The organism is Acinetobacter sp. AOR14_HL (assembly GCF_027855175.1).
GTDB lineage: Bacteria > Pseudomonadota > Gammaproteobacteria > Pseudomonadales > Moraxellaceae > Acinetobacter > Acinetobacter calcoaceticus.
In genome coordinates this window covers 209,090-231,522 of record NZ_JAKTII010000012.1, presented here as the reverse complement: position 1 = coordinate 231,522, position 22,433 = coordinate 209,090, and the positions used below count along the sequence as shown (strand labels likewise).

Below are 22,433 nucleotides of genomic sequence, written 5' to 3'. Positions count from 1 at the left end.
ACTTCGGTGGGCTTTTTTATTGCATCTCATGTGAATATTTCTTATCTTGAAACCTTAAGAGATGTAGATTGATAAAAAATAATGTTACTGAGTAATTTAGAAAGTGTTCCAGGCCACCAGATTTTAAAACAGCTTGATGTTGTTTATGGCAGTACAGTCCGTAGTAAGCATGTTGGCCGTGACTTGATGGCGAGTTTAAAAAATATTGTGGGTGGTGAACTTACAGGTTATACCGAATTATTAGAAGAATCCCGCCAAGAAGCCATGAATCGTATGATTGCCAAAGCCCAGCAACTGGGTGCGAATGCAATTGTTGGTATTCGTTTTTCAACTTCAAATATTGCTCAAGGTGCTTCCGAACTATTTGTATATGGCACCGCTGTGGTTGTGCAACCTCAAGCACCCCATCTACCAGATCCATTTAGTGCATAGGTAGAAAATGGAAAATCTTATTTTTCAGCTTGTTATTTTTCTGATTCTTTTCAGTATTGGTTGGGGTTTTGGGCGCCATATTGAACGAAAACATTTGAAAGAACTTCTAGAAAAAGAGCAGCGACTGGCCCATATCAGAATTGATACGAATCGTTTTGCGACAAGTGATCAGCTAGGCCATTTCATTAGCAGTAATGTTGTGATTTCTCACGATTACTTTAAATATGTATTGGCATCCATTAAGAATGTTTTGGGTGGTCGCCTCACCAGTTATGAAAGTGTGGTTGAGCGTGCTCGCCGTGAAGCGATTGTCCGTTTAAAACAACAAGCCCATACCGCAGGAGCTAACCATATTATGGGAGTTCGGCTGAGTACAACCGAACTAGGAATGCAGGGCGGAATGGTCGAAGTCTTTGCCTACGGTACAGCAGTAAAAGATTAATACTGCCCTACACTAGAAAAATGAATGCGTGGATTGCCAATATTTTTAGTTAAATGTTGGCAAATTCCGGTAATTTTCCAACTGCCCTGTTGTTTTGCCAAAGTAAAATAATAACGACCAAAAGAGTGAAAATAATCATTTTCTGAAAAACGATAAATTTGATAATTACATTCTAACCATGCCCGATCTTGTTCAATACGGATGATCGGATTACTTAAGTTATGTTGCAACCGAAGATGCGACAACGCCTGTTGCCGAGAACCTTTATATTCATGACAAGACACGACACATAAAGGCTCTCCCCTAAACTGGAAATAGTCCACCTCAAGTTGATCTGCCAATAACTCATCAAAAGCGTCCCAATTTTTCTGGTCAAAGACCAATTGAAAACGCGTAATGACTTCTAAAATACGGTGATAATCTTGATCCATGGTGAACCTTCTATGCGGGTTTTCCATCAATTTAGCATGGCAAAAACACTTTTTTATTTTACTTTTGTTTTCCGAATCATTTTATAGAGAAGTTTTGGAGACATCCGAGAAACCATAACCCCTAGTTTTTCTTTTGCTCCACCAACAACAATATATTCTTGGCCTTGCATTAATGCTTTTACAGATTGCTCTGCAAATACATCTGCCTCTAAACCATTCTCGATGGCTTCATCTTGATGACCTTGAGGTTGTCCAGCACCATTTAACGCATTAAAAGAAACGTTAGTTTTTACAAAGCCCGGGAAAATAACTGAAACTTCAACGCCTTGATCTGCAACCTCGGCTCGTAAACTATTGGCCCACATATGAATTGCCGCTTTAGCAGCCGAGTAGCTTGCACGGTACTGTGTTCCTAACAGACCTGCCACGCTAGAAACAAACACAACTCGCCCAGACTTTTGTTTTAGCATGGTCGGAAGCACAGTTTTGGTTAACGCCACTTGTGAGAAATAGTCGACTTCCATAATGGCCCGTTCAGTTGCCATTGTTGTATCTTCAATTAAAGCACGTTGGCTTAAGCCTGCATTATTAATAAGCCAGTCAATTCTGCCTTTCGCTTTTAAAATCTGCTTATAAGCCTCATCAACTTGTTTTTCATCAGTAATATCTGCAACCACAGACAAATGATGATCTGGGTTTAACAAACCAACCCGAACTGCTTCTAATTCATCAAAACGACGCGAGGTCAAAATCACCTCCGCCCCTTGCAAGGCCAACTCCCCTGCCAAGGCCTTACCTAAACCAGAAGATGCTCCCGTAATCCATACCACTTTATTTTGCAAAGTATCAAGTTTGGCCATGCTTTATGTTCCTATTATCTTTTTAAATTATGCTGCTTGATGCATGAAGGCCAAAAAGTGGTTGATATAATGAGTTGCTGTGGTCTGATCGACCTGTGTACCTAACTTTTCCAAACGTTTATAGCCTAAATGCGTCGTCATGTTGATCACCCCATTCAGGGTTTTATCGACAACTAAATTAAATTTTAAACGCTTTTTAGGTTCACGTACTAGGCTTGTTACGCCTAAATCTACAATTTGAATGAGGGTATCAAAAGCAGCTGCAACACTCTGCATATTCCCATCACGAATTTGCTGCGTAAGAGTTTCGGCTTGTTGCACGAGTTGGAGGGTAACCGGATAGGTAATATAAACTTGCTGCCCCTGTTCTTTCATCAAGGATGTCATGTAGTCAACTAAAGGTAAAAGACGTTCATTTCCAAAGAATGAAACTGACCAAGGCATATATTTTCGAAAAGTCTCTAAAACTTGCTGAACTACTTTTTCAGACTCAGCTTGCTGTTTTGGGGACATGCTTGTATTCCCTGACTGTAAAAGTACAGAAAAAACCTGCTCAATAATTTCACAAGAAAGGTCAGACAATACATCCCCTAAAGGTTTTGCCTGACTTTGGCTTACCCCATCATGCAGTTTCTGCCGAATGGTCTCAAATTGGGTATAAGTTGAATCGGAAATTTTCAAAAAAACTTCATAACTCATGAGCAACATCCTTTTTCAATTCTTTTGTAATTTTTCTGCCGTGTCTCTACACGATTAAATTGTGATCCATCTTTCATAAATCTACCGTTTTTTGAAAAAAATACAAAACCGTTTATCTGTTTTCAGCACATTAATTTCGAGGCATTTTTTTGCTACAATAGGTGCAATTTTTTATGCATATTCGATCTAAGCTACTATGACTGACGCTCAAACCGCTCAAAATATTGCGACCACATACGATCCAACCGAGATCGAAAAGAAGTGGTACCAAACGTGGGAAGAACAAGGTTACTTCAAACCTTCTGGTCACGGTGAATCATTCTGTATCATGATTCCGCCACCAAACGTCACTGGTAGTTTGCACATGGGCCATGGCTTTAACAATGCCATTATGGATGCCCTCACCCGTTATAACCGTATGATGGGTAAAAACACCTTGTGGCAACCAGGTACTGACCATGCGGGTATTGCAACTCAAATGGTTGTTGAGCGTCAACTTGGCTTACAAGGTGTGACTCGTCATGACTTGGGCCGTGATAAGTTCATCGAAAAAGTTTGGGAATGGAAAGAACAATCTGGCGGCACGATTACGAAACAAATTCGTCGCTTAGGTTCATCTGTAGACTGGTCACGTGAACGCTTCACGATGGACGAAGGTTTATCAAACGCAGTTAAAGAAGTATTCGTTCGTTTGCACGAAGATGGTTTAATTTACCGCGGTAAGCGCCTTGTAAACTGGGACCCTAAACTTCAAACTGCTCTTTCTGACCTTGAAGTGGAAAGCAAAGAAGAAAAAGGCTCACTTTGGCACTTTAAATATTTCTTTGAAGACAAATCAGTTAAAACTCAAGATGGCAAAGACTATCTAGTAGTTGCAACGACTCGTCCTGAAACTTTACTCGGTGATACTGCCGTTGCTGTTCACCCTGAAGATGAGCGTTATGCACACCTTGTTGGTAAAAATATTGTATTGCCAATTACTGGTCGTTTAATTCCGATCGTTGCCGACGACTACGTTGAAAAAGATTTCGGTACTGGCTGTGTAAAAATTACTCCTGCTCATGACTTTAACGACTATGACCTAGGTAAACGCAATAGCTTGCCAATCATTAATATCTTCAACAAAAATGCCGAAGTTTTAGGTGAGTTTGAATATATTGCCAAAGCGGGCGAACAAATTTCTAAAACCATTACTGCACCTGCGGAATACGCTGGTTTAGAACGTTTCGCAGCACGTAAAAAATTAGTTGCTCAAGCTGAAGCTGAAGGCTGGTTAGATCAAATCCAACCGTATGACTTGAAAGCTCCACGCGGCGACCGTTCAGGCGTGATCATTGAGCCATTATTAACTGACCAATGGTATGTAAAAATTGCTCCGCTTGCTGAACCTGCAATTGAAGCAGTTCAAGATGGCCGTATTAAATTTGTTCCAGAGCAGTACAGCAACATGTACATGGCGTGGATGCGTGACATTCAAGACTGGTGTATTTCACGTCAGCTTTGGTGGGGTCACCGTATTCCAGCTTGGTACGATGCTAATGGCAATATCTATGTTGGTCGTAACGAAGAAGAAGTACGTGCGAAAAACAACATCGCTGCTGACGTTGAACTTAAACAAGACGAAGACGTTCTTGATACATGGTTCTCTTCTGCACTTTGGACTTTCTCAACTTTAGGTTGGACTGGCGATGCGAAGCAAGATGAAGTCAATGATTTCTTAAAAACTTTCCACCCAACAGATGTGTTGGTGACTGGTTTTGACATCATTTTCTTCTGGGTTGCCCGCATGATCATGATGACCCTACACTTCATGAAAAATGAAGATGGCTCATCTCAGGTTCCATTTAAGACTGTTTACGTTCACGGCTTGGTACGTGATGGCGAAGGTCAAAAAATGTCGAAGTCTAAAGGTAACGTACTTGACCCATTAGACTTGATTGATGGTATTGATTTAGAAAGCTTAGTTGCAAAACGTACGACTGGCCTAATGAACCCGAAAGATGCAGCGAAGATTGAAAAATCAACGCGCAAAGAGTTCCCAGAAGGTATTAATGCTTATGGTACTGACGCAGTTCGTTTTACTTTCTGTGCCCTTGCAAACACTGGTCGTGACATCAAGTTCGACTTAAAACGTGTTGAAGGTTACCGTAACTTCTGTAACAAAATTTGGAACGCGACTCGTTTCGTTCTAATGAATGTTGAAGGTCAAACTGTTGGTACCGACGCTCGTCCTGATCTTTGGGAACTTCCAGAACAATGGATTATGAGCCGTCTGCAAAAAGCTGAAGCTGCTGTACACCAAGCGTTTGCAACCTACCGTTTAGACCTTGCTGCACAAGCGATTTACGACTTTATCTGGAATGAATACTGTGACTGGTACGTTGAGTTAACTAAACCAGTTCTGAACGATGCAGAAGTTGCAGAAGAGCGTAAAGCTGAAGTACGCCGTGTATTGCTTGCAGTGATGGAAGCTTCTTTACGCTTGGCTCATCCGTTAATGCCGTATTTGACAGAAGAAATCTGGCAAACACTTGCACCAATGCTTGGTCAAGGTGGCCCAACGATTATGACTGCTCAATACCCTATTCCTGAGCAAGCAAAAATCAATGAACAAGCTGAAGCAGATATGCAATGGCTTCAAGGTTTGATTGGTGCGGTACGTAACATTCGTGGTGAGTTAGGCTTAGGTAATGCACGCTTGTTGCCAGTATTACTTCAAAACACATCTGACGCTGAACGTGAACAAATTATTCGTATTGAAGCATTGTTCAAAGCATTGGCTAAAGTTGAAAGCATTGAATTCTTGAATAAAGACCAAGAGCCACCATTGTCTTGCTCTAGCGTTGTTAGCCATGCATCGGTATTTGTACCAATGAAAGGCTTAATCGACCCTAAAGCTGAGCTTGCTCGTTTGCAAAAAGACTTGGACAAAATCCAAAAGCAACACGACCAAATCGCGGGCAAACTTGCAAACGAAGGCTTTGTATCTAAAGCACCAGCAGCAGTTGTTGAAGGTGAAAAAGCGAAGCTTGCTGAGTTTGCTGCTCAGTTAGAGAAAGTTAAAGGGAATATGGAGCAGATTGCTGCGCTTTAATTTATGGGTAATTTAATCTAAATCGTAGTATAAAGGGCTGATTATTCAGCCCTTTATTTTTCATAGTTTAATAATCTTGAATAACTTCTAAATAGATTTGGTCGTGCTCAGTATCGTAGAGAAAATCACATCCTACATATTCGATTACCATTTCGGATAAAAATCTAGAAGCTAAGTCATGCTCAGCAACATATTCATCCTCAAAATAATAACATTTATAACAATCTGCCCATTCTTGAATATCACCGTTCGCATCTAATAAATCATTAGCTTTAAGTCCTTCAAAATCTAAATATTCTGATTCATCTTCCTCATTAAAATATTCAAAAAATACAGGTGAGTTTATAATTTTTTGCTCTAATTCAGATAACTTACCTTCTATTTTAAAATCATCGACCATCTGAAAAACCGAGCGTACAAACTCCCCATACTGAAAAAATGAATATCCATATGTACCACCACTATCATAAGCAGCAAAAAATAATACCCATTCTGTTAAATTACTTTCTTTAAATCGCTTTGCCCATAATGAGTGATCATCCATTGCAGAAAATAAAAAATCTGCATGATAAATTATCAATACATTATTAAAAATCTTTAAACTTATACAATTATCATATCGCGTATCAAAATCTGTTCGCTCACTCAAACTAACAACATTAATAGTTCTATTCTTCCAACCTGAAACTAACTCTATTGCATTTTCCACTGTCCCATTAAATGGTACAGCTAAACCACCAGCACTTATTCCCATAAAAAGTCTCTTTAAAATTTTATTCAATTCTAAGTTCAATCAACACTCTTAAACAATCAAAGCACGAACAGAGTTTGGGATATAATATGTTATGTTCCCTTTCTTTTTAGAAAAAGATTTTAGGGAGAGGTTATAGCACCCCATGCCCCAATAACATCTCTACCCCACTCACTTTTTTCATATGCTTCAAACGCTCCTTTTCCCACTTCACCTGCTGCTTTAGCTCAGCACAATCAGCATCTATAGCTTTATAAACATCACTAATATGCACATGCTCAGCTTTCACATTCTCCGCTAACTGAAAAGAATCTAAAATCTCAGCTATTTGACTTTCAAGCTGCTGACTTTGTGCATCCAAAGCCAGTTTATAAAACCTCAACTGCTCCGCAGATAGTTCTTTAGCACCTAGCCCCTTATTCTGTTCAAGCTGTAACTGGAGTTTGAGTAAATAAAACAAATCCTGCTTTTCATAGGCCTGACTTGCTTGTTGGAACAGCTCGGTTTTTTCTAATTTTTTAGTTTCATCTTGCTCACGGTCTGGGTGAATCATCGCGGCAATTTTTAAATAAACTGTTTTGAGTGACTGCGCTGCCATTTGCTCAGCTTGTTCACGTTTTTGTTGCAGTCTTTGTTGTTTAGCTTGTTCACGCGCTTGTTGTTGCTCGGCAGCATAATGTTCAAAGTCTTCTTCTAACTCTGCACTTTGCTCAGTACTTTCATCATATTCAAATTCTATCGGCTGAGCTTTTTTATTCTTTTTTACTAACTCTTGAGTATGTTGCTGATAAAAGGTATCGATTTGCTTCACTAGCTCCAATTGTTCCTCAGATAGCTGTTTGGAGTGCTTCAACATTTGTGCAAGCTGGGCAATTTTTTCATCAAGTTGTTGCATATCCGCTTTGGAAAACTCATGGCTATGCAACATATTCCAAAGTTGATCTAACTGCTGAAATAGCACTTCATGTAAATCGCTATACACAGGTATCAATTTTTGCCGAATGTGCTGTTGAATCTCAGCTTGCGCATTTTGCCATGTGCTAAGGCTAACTTTTTGCTGTTCTATTTTATCAATCAGGCGATTAAGTTTTTTCTGATGTGCAGAGGGTTCCGACCTTTGCTGCAAGCTCACTTTGAGATCAAAGGACATACTCATCCACCTGAAAAAGAAAAAGTGTAGCAATAATCAGATGAGGAAGGTAGTAAAGCATTCTTTAAATAAGAATCAGCCTATTCATTTTTAGAAAATAGAACGTGTCTTACCTAAATGTTTATATCTTAAGAGATCCACCAAATCACCACTGGCAAGGTCACAGCTGCACATAAAGTTTGAAAGCTAATTACGGCTGCCATGAGTTGGCTGTCGCCACCCAATACTTTGGTTAAAATGTATGATGCAGAAGCAGTCGGTAGCTCAAAGAAAATGACTAAAATTTGTGTTTGCAAACTTGGTAAACCAAACCACATGCAGACCACATAGGCTAAAGCAGGCACTGCTAAAAGTCGTGCAAAAGTGTCTGCCGCCAACACGACAATATCTTTTTTAATTTGCATAAACTGTAAAGCAGCACCTACGCATAACAACCCCAGTGGCAAACTTGATGCTGAAAAAAGCTTAATAAAGCTAGAAAAGCCTTCCCAAATCGGGATGTGAAGTGCATTGACTGCCGCTCCCATCACACACGATGCAATCAACGGGTTTTTAAGAAGCGCAATCAAAACAGGTTTAATTGCCATCTGTTCTTTAGATGTTAAAGCAAGCACCGAAATAACGTTCACAAGTGGAATGCAAAGCGCCAATAAAATTGCCAGTATTGCCATTCCTTCACTTTTAAAAAGCGAAGTCACTAACGCCAAACCAATATAAGTATTAAAGCGAACCATACTTTGTACGTGCACACCAAAACGTGCAGGTGGTATGTGCCAAAACACGCGAAGTATGTACAAGAAAATGGTAACTGCTAAAACCACAATCAACATGGCAATAATGGCTGTACTCAAGCTTTGTAAGTCAATTTTCGCAGTCGATAGCGTACTAAAAAGCAAAGCCGGAAATAAAATATAGTAATTGAGCTTCTCTGCCCCAGCCCAAAACTCATCGCTAAAAAAACGATATTTTTTAAACAGGTATCCCGATGCAATTAATGCAACTAAGGGAAAAAGAGATAAAACAATGCTATTCATTTCTTTACTCGAGTTTGGTTGAAGGGCTTGCTATTTTTGGCAATTCCTTTGGCTTACTCATATATTAAAGATAATGAAAACTCATGATAAAATGAGCTTTTACTCATAATAAGTACAATATGACATTTACCCAGCTTGAAATTTTCGCACTTATTGCTGAACTAAAAAGCTTTACTGCTACAGCAGAAAAGCTGGGAATTTCACAGTCGGCAGTTTCCCATGCGCTTAAGTCATTAGAACAACAATGGGGTATTAACCTCATTTCAAGAACTCAAAGTGATATTGAGCTGACTACAACAGGTCAGCAGTTACTCACTCATGTAAAAGAGCTATTGAGTATTTCCAATACATTAGAAAAAGAAGTGGCTGCGATACATGGTTTAAATGAAGGCACATTACATATCGGATCTTTTGGGGCTTCATCATCCATTTATCTATTGCCTGAAATTTTAGAAAGCTTTCGGCAGCGCTATCCTAAAATCGAAATTTATATCGATGAAGGTGAGGATAAAGAAGTGGCTCAATGGTTATTGGAACGGCGCATAGAAGTCGGTTTTTTAATTATGCCAGATGAGCGTTTTGATACATTCCCTTTAATCGAAGACCGTTTTGTTGCCCTAATTCCGAATGGTTACCCGCTCGCGCAACAACTCTATATTGATCCAGCACAGCTAGAAAACTGCCCTTTTATCATGACAATGGCAGGCAGTAGACATCAGGTCGAATTAATTTTAAAAAACTTTAATGTGAAACCAGACATTAAATTTTATGTTTCACAAATTCTAAGCATCGTTAGCATGGTGCATAATCAGTTGGGGGTTTCGATTGTGTCGGATATGGTAATTACTAAAGAGTTACTCTCACTCTATCCAAATGTAGTTAAACGCCCTTTTAAACCTAACCTTAAACGTTCTATTGGACTCGCAGTGAAAAATAAAAAGCATATGAGTCCAGCTGTGAAAGCATTCATTGACGTTGCTCAGGAAGTTTGGTCGGATCATTAGTTCAAATACAAACAACTCTTTTAAATTTTAATAACGAACTTTTTTAGGTCAATTTATAAGCGTATTAGATGATTTTTAACATAAAAGCATGAGTATCGCCCTTATCTCGAGCAATTCAACGCACCATTTGTCGTCAAAACCCCATTATCCAATCTAAATTGGTGCGCTTATTGCATATTCATTTTCATGCAATTGAGTTTGTTTCGACAAACTTAGGTTTTTAGATTCCTTAAATCTATTTTGGTGCAATTTACAGACCCAGATTTGTTCCAAAATGGAATTTAGCACTTTTTTCGAGCATGCTATGCAAAATGTAGATCTATTTTTCTTATTACTTGGTGCTGTTTTGGTTCTTGCCATGCACGCAGGTTTTGCATTCTTGGAACTTGGTACAGTTCGCCATAAAAATCAGGTGAACGCACTGAGTAAAATTCTGACTGACTTTGCCCTTTCAGCAATCGCATATTTCTTTGTTGGCTACTACATTTCTTATGGCCAGCATTTCTTCCATGATGGTACGGTTTTATCAAGCGATCATGGCTACAACCTCATGCGTTGCTTCTTTTTACTCACTTTTGCTGCGGCAATTCCTGCCATTATTTCGGGTGGTATTGCTGAACGTGCAAAAATGCGTTCACAAGCAATTGCGACACTCGCTTTAGTTGCGCTGGTTTATCCATTTTTCGAAGGCATGGTTTGGAACGGTAACTATGGTCTGCAAAAGTGGTTAGAAACTACCTTTGGTGCAGCTTTTCATGACTTTGCCGGTTCAGTTGTAGTGCATGCTATGGGTGGTTGGATTGCGCTTGCTGCGGTCATTTTATTGGGAGCACGTTCTGGTCGTTATAAGAAAGATGGTCGTGTAAGTGCTCACCCGCCGTCTTCTATTCCATTTTTGGCACTGGGTTCATGGATTTTAATTGTCGGCTGGTTTGGCTTTAACGTGATGAGTGCTCAGCGTGTAGATGCTATTTCTGGTCTAGTTGCCATTAACTCACTCATGGCAATGGTTGGCGGAACAATTACAGCAAATGCGATTGGTAAAAATGACCCAGGTTTCTTACATAACGGTCCACTTGCAGGCTTAGTCGCAATCTGTGCAGGGTCTGACATTGTTCATCCAATCAGCGCGCTTGTTATTGGTGGTGCAGCTGGTGCGATGTTTGTATACCTATTTACCTACACACAAAACAAACTCAAAGTTGATGATGTGTTGGGTGTATGGCCGTTACACGGCGTGTGTGGTGCATTTGGTGGTATTGCAGTGGGTCTATTTGGTCAACAATGGCTTGGTGGTTTAGGCGGTGTGTCTTTCATCTCGCAAATCATTGGTACAACACTTGCGATTGCCATTGCACTTGCTGGCGGCTTTATTGTCTATGGCTTACTCAAAGCAACCATTGGCATTCGTTTATCGCAAGAAGATGAGTTCCGTGGTGCAGATTTATCCATTCATAAGATTTCTGCAAACTCTGAAGAAGGTATGTTTTAATCCTTTCTAAAGTGCTCAAAGCGACGATACTTCTCGTCGCTTTTTTTATTTTTTAAGGGAAATTGGGCCCCTTTCTTCTGTAGAGTTTAAGAGCAATTTAAGCTTAATTTTATGTAATTAGTCGCATCCATTGTCGATTGATATTTCATCAGAATGACTAAACAAAAACGTTTTTTCCAAATTAATATTATCTTGCTTTTTTTAAGTTTTTTTCTGCTTTTAATCGTTATTCCAGTCGGCGGAAAAATTGATATGTACCTTATCCAACCTTGGATGGATTCAACAGGTCATTTTTTCAATCGGGACAATTGGTATCTTGTACGGCTTAACCATGAAATCGTAAAACAAATCATCACCACTGTTTACGTCATCTTTTTAGGTCTTTGGATTGCATCATTCAAAGTAGAAAAATTGAAGCTTTATCGCTGGCAATATGGCTACATGTTTTTTGTGAGCATGATTGGTAGCTGTATTGTCGGCATATTAAAATCACAATCTGCGCATGCCTGCCCTTGGAATATGGTTCATCCGACTGCTTTAAGTTATGTATGGGATTTTACCGCCAAACACGGACACTGTTTTCCGGGCGGCCATGCAAGTGCTGGTTTCATCTTAATGACAGGTTATTTTGTTTATCGTCTTGAGCGGCCCAAGCGTGCCTATTTTTACTTAGCGGCGGGTCTTATCTTAGGCTTTATGATGGGTTGGGGGCAAATGATGCGTGGCGCGCATTTCCTGAGCCACAATTTATGGACAGGTTGGGTAGTTTGGGCAGTAAATATCTTATTTTATGCAGTTTGTATTCACCGCTTCGAATTTGAAAAACGAATCAAACAAGAACTTGTATAAATCAAGTTCTTGTTTCATGAATATGTAAAACTTTAGGCAGTTTAACTAGAACAGAAAGTCCACCAAGCTCTAAGCTTTTATCAAGTGTTAAAGTTCCACCTAAACGTTGAGTTGCACGGTCAACAATCGATAGACCTAAGCCACTCCCCACTTCAAGGTGGTGGTGTACCCGATAAAAACGTTTTAAAACTTTATCATAATGTTCAGGTTCAATCCCCGCACCACTATCTTCAATTTGAATACACGCGTAGCCATCTGTATCTGTAAAAACTGAAATATTGATCACGCCTTGGTGGGGCGTATATTTGATTGCATTATCAATTAAATTAAAAATAATAGAATGTACTGTCGGCTCAACACTATGCATTTCAATAGGTTCATTACGAACCAGCCCTAAATCAATCTCTTTTTGCATGGCTAAATTAACAAGCTGTTCAACACAGTTTAAAGCGACATCATTAAGCTGAAAATATTTGGTGGGTTCAATCACGCTCAAAGACACATCCTGCTTTGCCAAAGCTAAAAGCTGGGTGACCAGATGCTGAATACGCGCCAATCCTTTACTCAAGTTTTGCAATGACTCATGCTCAGGCAGTTGACTGATTAAAATTTTAGTTTGTAGATTCAAAGCTGTGACAGGAGTTCGGAGTTCATGTGCAGCATCGGCAATAAACTGTTTTTGTTCCATTTGAGCCTTAGATATACGTTCAAACAGACGGTTCATTTCATCAATAGTGGGCAATAATTCTTGAGGATAGTCTAAAGCTTCAATTGGCGTTAATTCTTCCGAATCACGATGAGTCAGTTCATTTTTAAAATCATCAATCGGCTTTAAACCTCGACGAATAATTGCGGCTAAAGCAAAAATCGCAAATGGCAAAATAATTAGATACGGAATGAACATACTTCCTGCGAGTTCCCAAGCAAAAGCCTCACGGACCTTTTCTTGTTGGCTAATCTGGATCTGATAATCTTTTAAAGGCAGAACATAGGTACGGATTAAACCTTGGCTGGTTTTATGCGAATAAAAGCCAGCTTGTGCAACAGGTGGAACCAACAGGTGTAAATGATGAGATAAATGGGCCTGATCTTTATAGGCCCAAATGTCTACGAATAAATCTTCTTCATGATAAGTTTTGTGAAAATCGAACTCACTACTTACTGTTTTCAATGGATATTCAGCTGTTCGTTCTGCTAAATAACGCATTTGAGTATCTAAAATTTCATCAACTTCTTGAAGCGCAACCTTATAGGCACTAAAAATTAATATACAACCTAAAATGACACTGAAAATTGAGGTGCCCCAAATCAGTCGTTTTTTTAATGAATAATGCACGTTTATAAAGTTCCACAACTAAAACTACGATTGTCCTAAACGGTAACCCAGACCTCGAATAGTTCGAATAAAGTCTTTCCCGAGTTTAGCCCTCAAGTGATGCACATATACTTCTATTGTATTACTGGTCACATCACTATCGAAATCATATAACTTATCTTCAAGATTTGCCTTAGAAAAGATTTTATTTGGATGGCTCATCAAAGGAATAAGAATCGCCCATTCACGATTCGACAAATCAATCCGTTGACCTTTAAAGGTTGCGATATGTTGTTCAACGTTTAAAACCAGATCGCCACTTTGTAATAGTTGCTCATGATTCGCAAGCTGAGCTTCCACCCCACTACGACGCAATAGCGCATGTATCCGAGCAAGTAACTCATCAAATTCGTATGGTTTGATTAAGTAATCATCTGCACCGTGGTTTAATCCATCCACGCGGTTTTGTAACTGATCTCGTGCCGAAATGATTAATACAGGAGTTGCTGCCCTTTGGCGAATTTGCTTCAAGACCTGCATGCCATCCATCATAGGTAGGCCCAAATCTAAAAGAATTAAATCAAACTTATTTTTAGCCAATTGAGCCAGACCATCTAAGCCATTATTGACCCACTCCACCTCAAATTGATGATATTGCAGCAACGTTATTGTTGACTCTGCAATCATAAAATCATCTTCAATCATCAAGATTTTTGTCATGTTCTAGGCTCGCTTTAATTCACATGGGCACAAGAGTGCAGCATATCCAGTTGAGGGTTGATGACCTGAGTTTTTACATCTAACAAACTTAATAAGCTTGGGAATAAATTATCCTGACTTAACTTTTCTTTAGTTTGTTGGCCTAAACAACTCACTTGTGCAAGGTTGTGTTGTTTCCAGCTATCGGAAAACCACATAATCATTGGTACATGTGTCTGTTGGCTTGGTGCGATTGCATACGGTGAACCATGTAAATATAAACCATGTTCACCAGTTGATTCACCATGATCAGATAAATACCATAAACCTGTTTGATATTTCGACAATTCTTTTAGTTTATTAATCATCTGACTTAACACATGATCTGTATACACAATCGTGTCATCATAACTATTTAATAACTCTGTTCGAGAGCAGCCCTGTATCGCATTAGTATCACAAGTCGGTTTAAACGGTTGATACTCAGCAGGTGCACGCTTGTAATAAGCTGGACCATGACTTCCGACTTGATGTAAAACAATTAAACGTGGACGCGTGTCTTCTTTAGGAATAGTGGCTAAATACTCATTTAAGCTATCAATTAAAATATCATCAAAGCATTCGCCATCTTTACACCATTTTTGCTTTAACTTTTCTGATATTTGATATTGCTCAACACGATCACAAGCCCCTTTACAACCAGAATTATTATCAATCCAAGTCACTTGGTAACCCGCACGCTTTGCAATGTCCAACAAACCTTCACGATGACTTGCTAATTGCTCATCATAGTCAACACGTGGCATGCCAGAGAACATGCATGGAACTGAAACAGCGGTTGCCGTACCACATGAGCTGACTTGAGAAAAATTCAAAACATCTTGTTTAGAAAGCTCTGGATTTGTATTTTTGGCATAACCATTGAGTGAAAAACTTTCCGCACGAGCTGTCTCACCGACGACCAGTACCATCAATTTAGGCAAGTGATTCTGTATTTGCTGAACTTGATGAGCATCTTCACCATAATGTATTAATGGTAAGTTCTTCTTAGGTGCCATCTTGTGATAGTAAGACATTAAAGAAGAAATACTATTTTGAGGAGAAATCATACCTTTTAAATCACGATGCTCACGAAAAATAGATGCAAAATCAACATAATATGTAAAAAGTAAAATACCGACAATTGCAAAAGAAGCGACAATTGAGCTGACTTTTTTTAACAATAAATGAGATACTTTTTCTTTTTTAAGCTTTACTTGAGTAATTAAAATAATAGGTAAAACAACAAAGAAAACTGTCCAAAGTCCAAACCGTAATGAAACTAAATCAGAAACTTCAGATACATCTGTTTGTATCATATTTTGAATCTGATCAGGCGAGATGATTACGCCCAAAGTATTCACAAAATAAGAGCTAAAACCACCAATGAAGACCAACAAAGTTGCAAAAATTTTCGCTGTCCATTTCCAGTTTAAAATCTGTAAAATCGCATAATAAGCAGCAACAACAATAACCACTGTAGCTGCTAAAAATAGAATAGCCTTTAATCCAAAATATGGAGTTAAAAGATCAATGCTATGGAAGAAACCAATATTGAGAATGGCTCCTAACCAAATAGCTAAAATTAAATTAAACATAAACAGTGAAACCTGTTTACTCCTTAATTTAGAAAAAAAATTAAGCATCTCGGACAACTGCAATCTTTTTATGATGCTTCACTGTAGAAATTAAAACTTAAAAATCACTTAAATAAAAAAGCAGCCTTAAATGGCTACTTTTCGAAATACTCATTGTTAAATTCTATATAAAAAGAAAAAAGTCGAGATTCACATGAACCTCGACTCTTCAAAACATAATGTTTTTGCTAGGTTTAGAAGCTGTATTTAGCCATTAAACCAACACGGTTATCTTTGTAAGACTTACCGTCAAAAGTATCACGCTTACCGTTAACGTACTCAACACCTAAATCAATTGGTTTAACTGGCGTATAAATCACGTTAAGCCATGCTTGTTGAACTTTTTCATTTGCAGAGGCATTTAATCTTGCAAAATCAGTACCGTCATCAGCGAATTGTGCACCATACGCTAGAGTAGAACGTAAGTTAGGTAAAATCTTATAAGTTCCACCCACTTGTACTGCTACAAATTCATTTTGCTCAATAGAATTACCATCTACAGCGTAAGCAGAGTTACTACCGTATAAATAGGTATTATCACCTACGACATATGATGCGTCAGCAAAAAGTTTCAAAGGATCAGATACTTTAAAGTCAGTACCAACAGCTACGCCCCAACCAGTTTTCTCATCATCAGCAAGCTGTGATTTATAATTTTCCACTAAAACACGAGCTGATGCAGAACCTTTACCCTCTGCATAACCCTGAGTGACTTTAGCAGTTAATGCAGGTAGGCGATATTTGAGGTCACCAGTAGCAGATGTTGAACTGTCCGCTTTTTCTGCAGAAACAAACAATTGAGTTGTAGGACCTAATTTGTAATTATAACGTACCTGAGGTAGACGCTTAGTACCACCACCAATGTTTGTCGAGAAGTCGATCATTTCTGGTGCATGGTTAGACAAGAAGTTTGAAGTTGTTTGACCGAATAACCAGTTGTTATAAGTCAAGTAAGCATGACGAATACGTAAGCCATCATTTGTACCCGCAAAGTCGACTTCGATTTTACCACCAACTTTAGCGTCATTTACAGGGGCTGTAAAATCTAAACCAAGACGTGTAGTTTTAGCAGTCGCACGTAATTTATCTTGTGTTTTACCATCTGACTTACTTACGTCGTTAAAGTCGTTATCCGCACCTTCGATAATATAGTTAGCATCACCACGAACAAAACCATATAGGTTCACATCAGCGCCAGCTTTAGATTTAAATCCTGCTAACGGCGAAACTGGTGCAGCAACTGGTTGTGCCTTAACTTCAGCTAACTGTACTTGCTGTTGTTGCTGTACTTGCTGCTGTTGTTGTTGCACTTGGCTTTGTTGTTGAATTAAAGCTTTTAAAGCTTCAACTTCTTTACGAAGCTGTTGAATTTCCGCTTTGTCGGAAGTCGCAGCATGTGCCCCACTCATCATTAAAGCTGTAACTGTAAGAGCTAAACTTTTAACAACGAAAGATTTACGATTAAGGAATAGATCCATCAAAAACTCCAAAAAATATATTTTATGTTGCCTATCCATGCCAAGTTGATTTACGCCATTAAATTAAGGGGCTAAAAAATCAACTCTCCTCCACTTTGGTTACATTAATTTTATTACCGCAACCAAAACCAATTTCAACGTTATGCAAGACCAAAACCAATAACCAAAGACATAAAAAATATACTTTGACTTACAGATTTTTACCTTAACTTCATGTTGTAACGAATCCTACACAACTCTCTTATCTTATAGAATGATTAAATCGTTATTTCATTATTCTTTTTTAGACTTTAGGCTAATATCCAATCTACTTGAACATTTTTCTACCCATTTTAATTGATTCACATGATTTTTCTTGTTAACGAAATCCATTTTTACTCCAGTTAGCTTCCATTTGCTACCCAAACAAGATGGCACAATTAATAGAGCATTTAAATAGCTAAAAACATACATTTTTAAAAACATAGACAAAGGTAGTACATAATGACTAGATCATTCCTTAATCGATATTAAATTTCTTTATTTCATTTAGTTAACATTATTTTTCTTGTAGTTTTGCATGTTTCCAGAGGGAAATAGGGAGCAAAGTAACAGTGCTAATAATGACAATAGCTATCAAATAATGGAAATAACCGAAAGCATCTCCAAACACACCGCTCAAACTATAAAGCCCCCCACTCACAGTCGCCATGACTGAAACCTGAAAGGTAAAATCTGTACCTGCATATTCTTTTCGACTGTAGTGCATGACTAAGGTCAACATAACAACCAACAACATTGCAGAGAATGCATCCTCTAAAGCATTGACTGTATAGATAGCCCAGACATTGAGTTGAATTTTCTGCTCATACACATAGGCTAAATAGGTATAAGCCGCTAAGCTCATAATTTTAAATACTGAAAAAACAATTAAGGCCGTAGGTCTAGAAAAATATTTAAGCAGCCAACCTGCAATTGCCGCCCCTGCCAGTGCCGCTACCGCACCAAGCATCGTGATATAAACGCCAATTTGAGTAAAACTTAAGCCCATATCAACCATTAAAGGTTTAAGTAATGGTCCAGCTAAACCATCTGCTACTTTAAAAGTAATGAGTACAACCAACCAAGAACGGAGCTCTTTATTTTGAGAGAAATAATTCAAGTAGGCCTTAATCTTTATGACTAAGTTTTGTTGGTTAAGTTGAGGTTCATTATTTGAATGAGAATTGTGTTTAGGTTCTTTAAATAATAAAACGGGTAAAGTATTTAAAAACACCAAAGCCGCTAATAACAGAAAAGTGGGTTGCCATGTCAACCAGTCTAAACACCAGAGTACGGCGCCTCCCCCGATAATAAAACCGAGTCGGGAACCAATCACCTGAAATGTATTGCCCCAATGCTGCTGGTCATGTTTCAACAAATTGACCGCCAAAGCATCAGTAGCAATATCTTGTGTTGCTCCTGTTAAGTTCATTAACAGAAGCGAAATAAAAAAGGCAAATAAATAAATAGGCTGGTCTAAAGCTTGAATGGGGAAAAAAGACAAAATGCAAAGCACACACACACTCAAAAGTTGGGTAGGTAAAATCCAGCTACGGTAATGTCCTAAACGAGAAAGTGCATGTCGATCAACCCACGGCGCCCAAAAGATCTTAATTGACCAAGGCAACATTAATAGACCAAACCCACCAATATGAGCGAGTGACACACCTTGCGCCCTTAAAATAACGGGTAAGGCATGGGTCATAAACCCGACAGGCAACCCTTGTGCCCAATATAAAGAAAATAGCAGAAGATACAGATTTTGCTGCCGAAACATAGATACCTACTTTTTATTTCTTTAATGAGGAATAACATCAAATGTTATGTTGTTCTTACATTTTGCCAATGAAGCATATATTTCAAAAGATTAAGATAAAACTAGGACAAGTTAAAATTTAAAAAAATATGGATCAACATTTCCCTAATTTACCTGATTTGGTACCCCAACGTGGCACTGCTTTAAGCCGAACACTATTTAAAAAACTTTTTTTAGCGCAAGGTTGGACAATTAAAGGCGAAGTTCCTAATTTTCCAAAAGCAGTTGCGATTATTTCACCACATACGTCTAACATTGATGGGTGGTATGGTTTTCTTGCTATTTTTGGATTAGGTATCCAGATTACTGTTTTGGGTAAAGATGCTCTTTTTAAACCACCTTTTAAACGGGCGTTAGATTGGGCTGGTGTTATTCCAGTTAAACGTGACACAGCAAATGGACTAACTGAACAAGTCGTCGCCACGATTCAAAAATATGACAAGATCTGGATTGGGATGGCACCTGAAGGCACACGTAAAAAAGCAAAAAAAATGAAAAGTGGTTTTTACCATATTGCCGCAAAAGCCAATATTCCAATTGTGATGTTTTCTTTTGATTATGACCATAAAACGATTCACTGCTTAGGTCACTTAGACCCAAGTGGCAACTATGATGAAGATCTACAAAAGATTTTTGACCGCTATGAAGGAAAAATTTCACCCAAAAATCGTAATTGGCTTGCCGAACCTTTACAAAATCTAGTGAAAAAAACCTAGCAAAAATTGAGCGAATCTGGTCTTATGGCCCTTCTTAATTTATCTCGACATAGATTATTTTTAAAGATGAAAATTGCTCAATTTGCCAGTATTGGATTTATCTCTCTAGCACTCTTTGGCTGTGATAAATTTAGCAAAACACCAACGCCGACTACCTCAATTAAAGCCCGTGAACCTGTCATTGCACTTGCTTTAGGTGGCGGTGGAGCAAAAGGATTTTCACATATTGGTGTGATCAAGGTTTTAGAGTCTCATGGAATTAAACCTAAAATTGTAACGGGTACCAGCGCTGGTAGCTTTGTTGGAAGTATCTACGCGAGTGGGCAAACACCTTATCAATTACAAAGTCTGGCCCTGAAATTACAAGAATCTGATATCCGTGATTTAACCCTTAATCGTCAGGGCATTATTCTCGGACAAAAGTTACAAGACTACGTGAACCGTAATGTTGGCAATAAACCGATTGAGAAGTTCCCAATCCGCTTTGCGGCTGTGGCAACGCGTCTTGATAATGGTCAAAAAGCAGACTTTATTAAAGGTAATGCAGGCCAAGCAGTACGTGCCTCTTGCAGCATTCCAAATGTGTTCGTGCCAGCCACAATCGGCAATCAAAAATACGTAGATGGCGGCCTAGTCAGCCCAATTCCTGTAAAAACAGCTCGTGATATGGGTGCAGATATTGTGATTGCAGTTGATATCTCCGCGCGTCCGGCAGGTAACCGCCCAGCCAATATGTGGGGATTACTTGATCAGACGATTAATATCATGGGCCAACAAAGTATTAATGAAGAACTCAAGCAAGCAAATGTGGTAATTAAACCTAAAGTTGGTCATTTAGGTACACTAGACTTGAAATCCAGTAATGAAGCAATTTTGGAAGGTGAAAAAGCTGCTCAAGCTCAAATGCGTCAAATTGAAGGTGCAATTGCAAACTTCAAAAAATCTCCAGCAGCATTTAAGCCCGCGCCACGCTCTAAATTCTAATTGAAGTGATTTTTTCTATCCACATTTCCTATCATCTGCTACAGTGGTAAAAGTGATATTAGTCACTTTTACCCATCATAAAGATATATAAAAGAGCAGATCTATGGAGTTTGTTGTACAACCTTGGCACTGGTTTGTATTGGGTATCTTACTTATTCTTTCTGAACTGATTCTACCTGCCTTTGCCGCACTCTGGTTTGGTATTGCCGCCATTATGGTGTGCATTCTCTATTGGTTATTTCCAGATATTAGCCTCACAACGCAAATTGTGTTGTGGATTGTATTATCAGTGCTATGCACCATTCTTTGGTTCAAGTTTATTAAACCCTTATCAATTGATAAAACGAAAGCGGGCCTCCCCCGTGAAGCAACAATTGGTCAAGTTGGAATGGTTATTCAAACTGGTCTAGACCATGATCAAATTATTGTTCGCTTTCCAATGCCTATTTTAGGGGCCGATGAGTGGAATTGTCGGAGCACCACTCCTGTTAAAGTGGGCGATCGTGTCAGAGTTATTGACATTTCGGGTAATGACTTAATTGTTCAAACCCATGGTACTTCATAAACATTAAAGATAAAGAGAGGGTATTTTCATGCCAGTCGGTACTATTATTGTTTTAGCCTTTTTGGCTTTTGTAGGTGTTACCATTTTTAAAGGGGTTCGTATTGTTCCTCAGGGCTACAAATGGATTGTGCAACGTTTAGGTAAATATCACACGACCCTTAATCCGGGACTTAATTTTGTGATTCCCTATATCGATGAAGTGGCTTATAAAATTACCACGAAAGATATTGTGCTAGATATCCCGTCGCAAGAAGTGATTACACGTGACAATGCCGTATTGCTCATGAATGCTGTTGCCTATATTAATTTAACCACACCAGAAAAAGCAGTTTACGGTATTGAAAACTATACATGGGCGATTCAGAACCTTGTACAAACCTCATTACGTTCTATTGTCGGTGAAATGGATCTAGATGATGCATTGTCTTCACGAGATCATATTAAGGCTAAGTTAAAAGCTGCTATTTCTGACGATATTTCAGATTGGGGCATTACCTTAAAAACAGTCGAAATTCAGGACATTCAACCGTCTCATACCATGCAAGCTGCCATGGAAGAGCAAGCTGCCGCAGAACGTCAACGTCGTGCTGCTGTTACCAAAGCCGATGGTGAAAAACAGGCTGCTATTTTAAGTGCAGAAGGTCGTTTAGAAGCTTCTCGCCGTGATGCAGAAGCACAAGTCGTGTTAGCTGAAGCTTCTCAACGTGCAATTGAAATGGTGACCAGTGCAGTTGGCGATAAAGAGATTCCGGTTGCTTACCTTTTGGGTGAACAATATGTAAAAGCAATGCAGGATATGGCGAAATCTAATAATGCTAAAACTGTGGTTTTACCTGCCGATGTTTTAAATACAATTCGCGGTATTATGGGAAAGCATAATTAATTCAATTACTTCAAATAAGTAATTAAAATCAAGGCGGTGACT

22 protein-coding genes are annotated in these 22,433 nt (G+C 38.8%); 10 read left to right on the top strand and 12 right to left on the bottom strand.

All coding sequences use genetic code 11. From position 1 onward, the window contains the following. The first annotated feature begins 81 nt into the window (after positions 1 to 81). Together MKL38_RS13765 and MKL38_RS13760 are read left to right on the top strand one after the other, a co-directional pair. Complete coding sequence (locus tag MKL38_RS13765; RefSeq protein ID WP_003655405.1) at positions 82 to 432, top strand: YbjQ family protein; 351 nt, start codon at positions 82 to 84, stop codon at positions 430 to 432. Between the two features lie 7 nt (positions 433 to 439). After that, entirely contained in the window at positions 440 to 874 is a 435-nt protein-coding gene (locus MKL38_RS13760) for a YbjQ family protein (RefSeq protein WP_003655403.1), read from the top strand. On the opposite strand, the gene MKL38_RS13755 is transcribed toward MKL38_RS13760, so the two are convergent. The 3 genes from MKL38_RS13755 to MKL38_RS13745 are packed head-to-tail and all read right to left on the bottom strand — an operon-like array spanning position 871 to position 2,864. Then, positions 871 to 1,305 (bottom strand): nuclear transport factor 2 family protein, encoded by a 435-nt coding sequence (locus tag MKL38_RS13755; protein ID WP_005049894.1) that lies wholly within the window; start codon positions 1,303 to 1,305, stop codon positions 871 to 873. The two genes, MKL38_RS13760 and MKL38_RS13755, sit on opposite strands and share 4 nt — an antisense overlap. Before the next feature lie 53 nt (positions 1,306 to 1,358). Next, positions 1,359 to 2,165: an SDR family NAD(P)-dependent oxidoreductase gene (locus MKL38_RS13750; RefSeq protein ID WP_270903534.1), complete on the bottom strand. Its 807-nt coding sequence runs from the start codon at positions 2,163 to 2,165 to the stop codon at positions 1,359 to 1,361. A gap of 27 nt (positions 2,166 to 2,192) precedes the next feature. After that, positions 2,193 to 2,864 (bottom strand): hypothetical protein, encoded by a 672-nt coding sequence (locus MKL38_RS13745; protein ID WP_209831908.1) that lies wholly within the window; start codon positions 2,862 to 2,864, stop codon positions 2,193 to 2,195. A 196-nt stretch (positions 2,865 to 3,060) separates the two neighbouring features. On the opposite strand from MKL38_RS13745, the gene MKL38_RS13740 reads away from it, so the two are divergent. Then, the gene (locus MKL38_RS13740; protein ID WP_270903533.1) at positions 3,061 to 5,958 is read left to right on the top strand and encodes a valine--tRNA ligase; all 2,898 of its coding nucleotides are present in this window, start codon (positions 3,061 to 3,063) and stop codon (positions 5,956 to 5,958) included. A 67-nt stretch (positions 5,959 to 6,025) separates the two neighbouring features. Here the strand turns inward: MKL38_RS13740 and MKL38_RS13735 are convergent, their stop codons facing one another. The 3 genes from MKL38_RS13735 to MKL38_RS13725 all read right to left on the bottom strand — a co-directional run bounded on the left by MKL38_RS13735 (position 6,026) and on the right by MKL38_RS13725 (position 8,893). After that, complete coding sequence (locus MKL38_RS13735) at positions 6,026 to 6,712, bottom strand: hypothetical protein (protein ID WP_270903532.1); 687 nt, start codon at positions 6,710 to 6,712, stop codon at positions 6,026 to 6,028. A 130-nt stretch (positions 6,713 to 6,842) separates the two neighbouring features. After that, a complete protein-coding gene (locus MKL38_RS13730; protein WP_270903531.1) occupies positions 6,843 to 7,859 on the bottom strand; it encodes a molecular chaperone DnaJ in 1,017 nt (338 codons plus the stop codon). Positions 7,860 to 7,987: 128 nt separating this feature from the next. Next, positions 7,988 to 8,893, bottom strand: coding sequence for an AEC family transporter (locus MKL38_RS13725; protein WP_270903530.1), 906 nt, complete (start codon positions 8,891 to 8,893; stop codon positions 7,988 to 7,990). A gap of 119 nt (positions 8,894 to 9,012) precedes the next feature. Between MKL38_RS13725 and MKL38_RS13720 the strand changes: the two genes are divergently transcribed. The 3 genes from MKL38_RS13720 to MKL38_RS13710 all read left to right on the top strand — a co-directional run bounded on the left by MKL38_RS13720 (position 9,013) and on the right by MKL38_RS13710 (position 12,238). Then, on the top strand, positions 9,013 to 9,897 hold the full coding sequence (locus MKL38_RS13720) for a LysR family transcriptional regulator (RefSeq protein ID WP_270903529.1): 885 nt from the start codon (positions 9,013 to 9,015) through the stop codon (positions 9,895 to 9,897). 304 nt (positions 9,898 to 10,201) lie between these two features. After that, on the top strand, positions 10,202 to 11,389 hold the full coding sequence (locus MKL38_RS13715) for an ammonium transporter (protein ID WP_231764672.1): 1,188 nt from the start codon (positions 10,202 to 10,204) through the stop codon (positions 11,387 to 11,389). A 153-nt stretch (positions 11,390 to 11,542) separates the two neighbouring features. Further along, positions 11,543 to 12,238, top strand: a complete 696-nt coding sequence (locus MKL38_RS13710) for a phosphatase PAP2 family protein (RefSeq protein WP_270903528.1) — start codon at positions 11,543 to 11,545, stop codon at positions 12,236 to 12,238. A gap of 1 nt (position 12,239) precedes the next feature. On the opposite strand, the gene MKL38_RS13705 is transcribed toward MKL38_RS13710, so the two are convergent. From MKL38_RS13705 to MKL38_RS13680, 6 genes are all read right to left on the bottom strand, one after another. After that, positions 12,240 to 13,574, bottom strand: a complete 1,335-nt coding sequence (locus MKL38_RS13705; RefSeq protein WP_005036428.1) for a two-component system sensor histidine kinase PmrB — start codon at positions 13,572 to 13,574, stop codon at positions 12,240 to 12,242. 24 nt (positions 13,575 to 13,598) lie between these two features. Then, positions 13,599 to 14,273, bottom strand: a complete 675-nt coding sequence (locus tag MKL38_RS13700) for a DNA-binding response regulator PmrA (protein WP_002116411.1) — start codon at positions 14,271 to 14,273, stop codon at positions 13,599 to 13,601. A 14-nt stretch (positions 14,274 to 14,287) separates the two neighbouring features. Further along, positions 14,288 to 15,937 (bottom strand): phosphoethanolamine transferase, encoded by a 1,650-nt coding sequence (locus tag MKL38_RS13695; protein ID WP_270903527.1) that lies wholly within the window; start codon positions 15,935 to 15,937, stop codon positions 14,288 to 14,290. A gap of 185 nt (positions 15,938 to 16,122) precedes the next feature. Then, entirely contained in the window at positions 16,123 to 17,406 is a 1,284-nt protein-coding gene (locus MKL38_RS13690; RefSeq protein WP_270903526.1) for a DcaP family trimeric outer membrane transporter, read from the bottom strand. 273 nt (positions 17,407 to 17,679) lie between these two features. After that, the gene (locus MKL38_RS13685) at positions 17,680 to 17,871 is read right to left on the bottom strand and encodes a hypothetical protein (protein ID WP_034591627.1); all 192 of its coding nucleotides are present in this window, start codon (positions 17,869 to 17,871) and stop codon (positions 17,680 to 17,682) included. A 73-nt stretch (positions 17,872 to 17,944) separates the two neighbouring features. Continuing rightward, complete coding sequence (locus MKL38_RS13680) at positions 17,945 to 19,204, bottom strand: MFS transporter (RefSeq protein WP_270903525.1); 1,260 nt, start codon at positions 19,202 to 19,204, stop codon at positions 17,945 to 17,947. 128 nt (positions 19,205 to 19,332) lie between these two features. On the opposite strand from MKL38_RS13680, the gene MKL38_RS13675 reads away from it, so the two are divergent. The 4 genes from MKL38_RS13675 (at position 19,333) to MKL38_RS13660 (ending at position 22,391) form a co-directional block, all read left to right on the top strand. Next, positions 19,333 to 19,959, top strand: a complete 627-nt coding sequence (locus MKL38_RS13675) for a lysophospholipid acyltransferase family protein (protein WP_231762646.1) — start codon at positions 19,333 to 19,335, stop codon at positions 19,957 to 19,959. Positions 19,960 to 20,025: 66 nt separating this feature from the next. After that, positions 20,026 to 20,943, top strand: coding sequence for a patatin-like phospholipase family protein (locus MKL38_RS13670; RefSeq protein ID WP_017392534.1), 918 nt, complete (start codon positions 20,026 to 20,028; stop codon positions 20,941 to 20,943). 103 nt (positions 20,944 to 21,046) lie between these two features. After that, positions 21,047 to 21,508 carry an NfeD family protein gene (locus MKL38_RS13665; protein ID WP_080027686.1) on the top strand — a complete coding sequence of 154 codons (462 nt, stop codon included), beginning with the start codon at positions 21,047 to 21,049 and terminating at the stop codon, positions 21,506 to 21,508. 28 nt (positions 21,509 to 21,536) lie between these two features. Beyond that, the gene (locus MKL38_RS13660) at positions 21,537 to 22,391 is read left to right on the top strand and encodes an SPFH domain-containing protein (RefSeq protein WP_005036413.1); all 855 of its coding nucleotides are present in this window, start codon (positions 21,537 to 21,539) and stop codon (positions 22,389 to 22,391) included. Positions 22,392 to 22,433: the final 42 nt, after the last annotated feature.

Excerpts from the sequence above, each read along its gene's own strand:
- MKL38_RS13750 (WP_270903534.1), bottom strand. The coding sequence starts at position 2,165 with ATGGCCAAACTTGATACTTTGCAAAATAAAGTGGTATGGATTACGGGA.
- MKL38_RS13695 (WP_270903527.1), bottom strand. The coding sequence starts at position 15,937 with ATGCTTAATTTTTTTTCTAAATTAAGGAGTAAACAGGTTTCACTGTTT.
- MKL38_RS13690 (WP_270903526.1), bottom strand. The coding sequence starts at position 17,406 with ATGGATCTATTCCTTAATCGTAAATCTTTCGTTGTTAAAAGTTTAGCT.
- MKL38_RS13680 (WP_270903525.1), bottom strand. The coding sequence starts at position 19,204 with ATGTTTCGGCAGCAAAATCTGTATCTTCTGCTATTTTCTTTATATTGG.
- MKL38_RS13670 (WP_017392534.1), top strand. The coding sequence starts at position 20,026 with ATGAAAATTGCTCAATTTGCCAGTATTGGATTTATCTCTCTAGCACTC.
- MKL38_RS13725 (WP_270903530.1), bottom strand. The coding sequence starts at position 8,893 with ATGAATAGCATTGTTTTATCTCTTTTTCCCTTAGTTGCATTAATTGCA.
- MKL38_RS13700 (WP_002116411.1), bottom strand. The coding sequence starts at position 14,273 with ATGACAAAAATCTTGATGATTGAAGATGATTTTATGATTGCAGAGTCA.
- MKL38_RS13665 (WP_080027686.1), top strand. The coding sequence starts at position 21,047 with ATGGAGTTTGTTGTACAACCTTGGCACTGGTTTGTATTGGGTATCTTA.
- MKL38_RS13745 (WP_209831908.1), bottom strand. The coding sequence starts at position 2,864 with ATGAGTTATGAAGTTTTTTTGAAAATTTCCGATTCAACTTATACCCAA.
- MKL38_RS13720 (WP_270903529.1), top strand. The coding sequence starts at position 9,013 with ATGACATTTACCCAGCTTGAAATTTTCGCACTTATTGCTGAACTAAAA.
- MKL38_RS13735 (WP_270903532.1), bottom strand. The coding sequence starts at position 6,712 with ATGGGAATAAGTGCTGGTGGTTTAGCTGTACCATTTAATGGGACAGTG.
- MKL38_RS13675 (WP_231762646.1), top strand. The coding sequence starts at position 19,333 with ATGGATCAACATTTCCCTAATTTACCTGATTTGGTACCCCAACGTGGC.
- MKL38_RS13685 (WP_034591627.1), bottom strand. The coding sequence starts at position 17,871 with ATGTTTTTAAAAATGTATGTTTTTAGCTATTTAAATGCTCTATTAATT.
- MKL38_RS13710 (WP_270903528.1), top strand. The coding sequence starts at position 11,543 with ATGACTAAACAAAAACGTTTTTTCCAAATTAATATTATCTTGCTTTTT.
- MKL38_RS13765 (WP_003655405.1), top strand. The coding sequence starts at position 82 with ATGTTACTGAGTAATTTAGAAAGTGTTCCAGGCCACCAGATTTTAAAA.
- MKL38_RS13755 (WP_005049894.1), bottom strand. The coding sequence starts at position 1,305 with ATGGATCAAGATTATCACCGTATTTTAGAAGTCATTACGCGTTTTCAA.
- MKL38_RS13730 (WP_270903531.1), bottom strand. The coding sequence starts at position 7,859 with ATGTCCTTTGATCTCAAAGTGAGCTTGCAGCAAAGGTCGGAACCCTCT.
- MKL38_RS13660 (WP_005036413.1), top strand. The coding sequence starts at position 21,537 with ATGCCAGTCGGTACTATTATTGTTTTAGCCTTTTTGGCTTTTGTAGGT.
- MKL38_RS13715 (WP_231764672.1), top strand. The coding sequence starts at position 10,202 with ATGCAAAATGTAGATCTATTTTTCTTATTACTTGGTGCTGTTTTGGTT.
- MKL38_RS13760 (WP_003655403.1), top strand. The coding sequence starts at position 440 with ATGGAAAATCTTATTTTTCAGCTTGTTATTTTTCTGATTCTTTTCAGT.
- MKL38_RS13740 (WP_270903533.1), top strand. The coding sequence starts at position 3,061 with ATGACTGACGCTCAAACCGCTCAAAATATTGCGACCACATACGATCCA.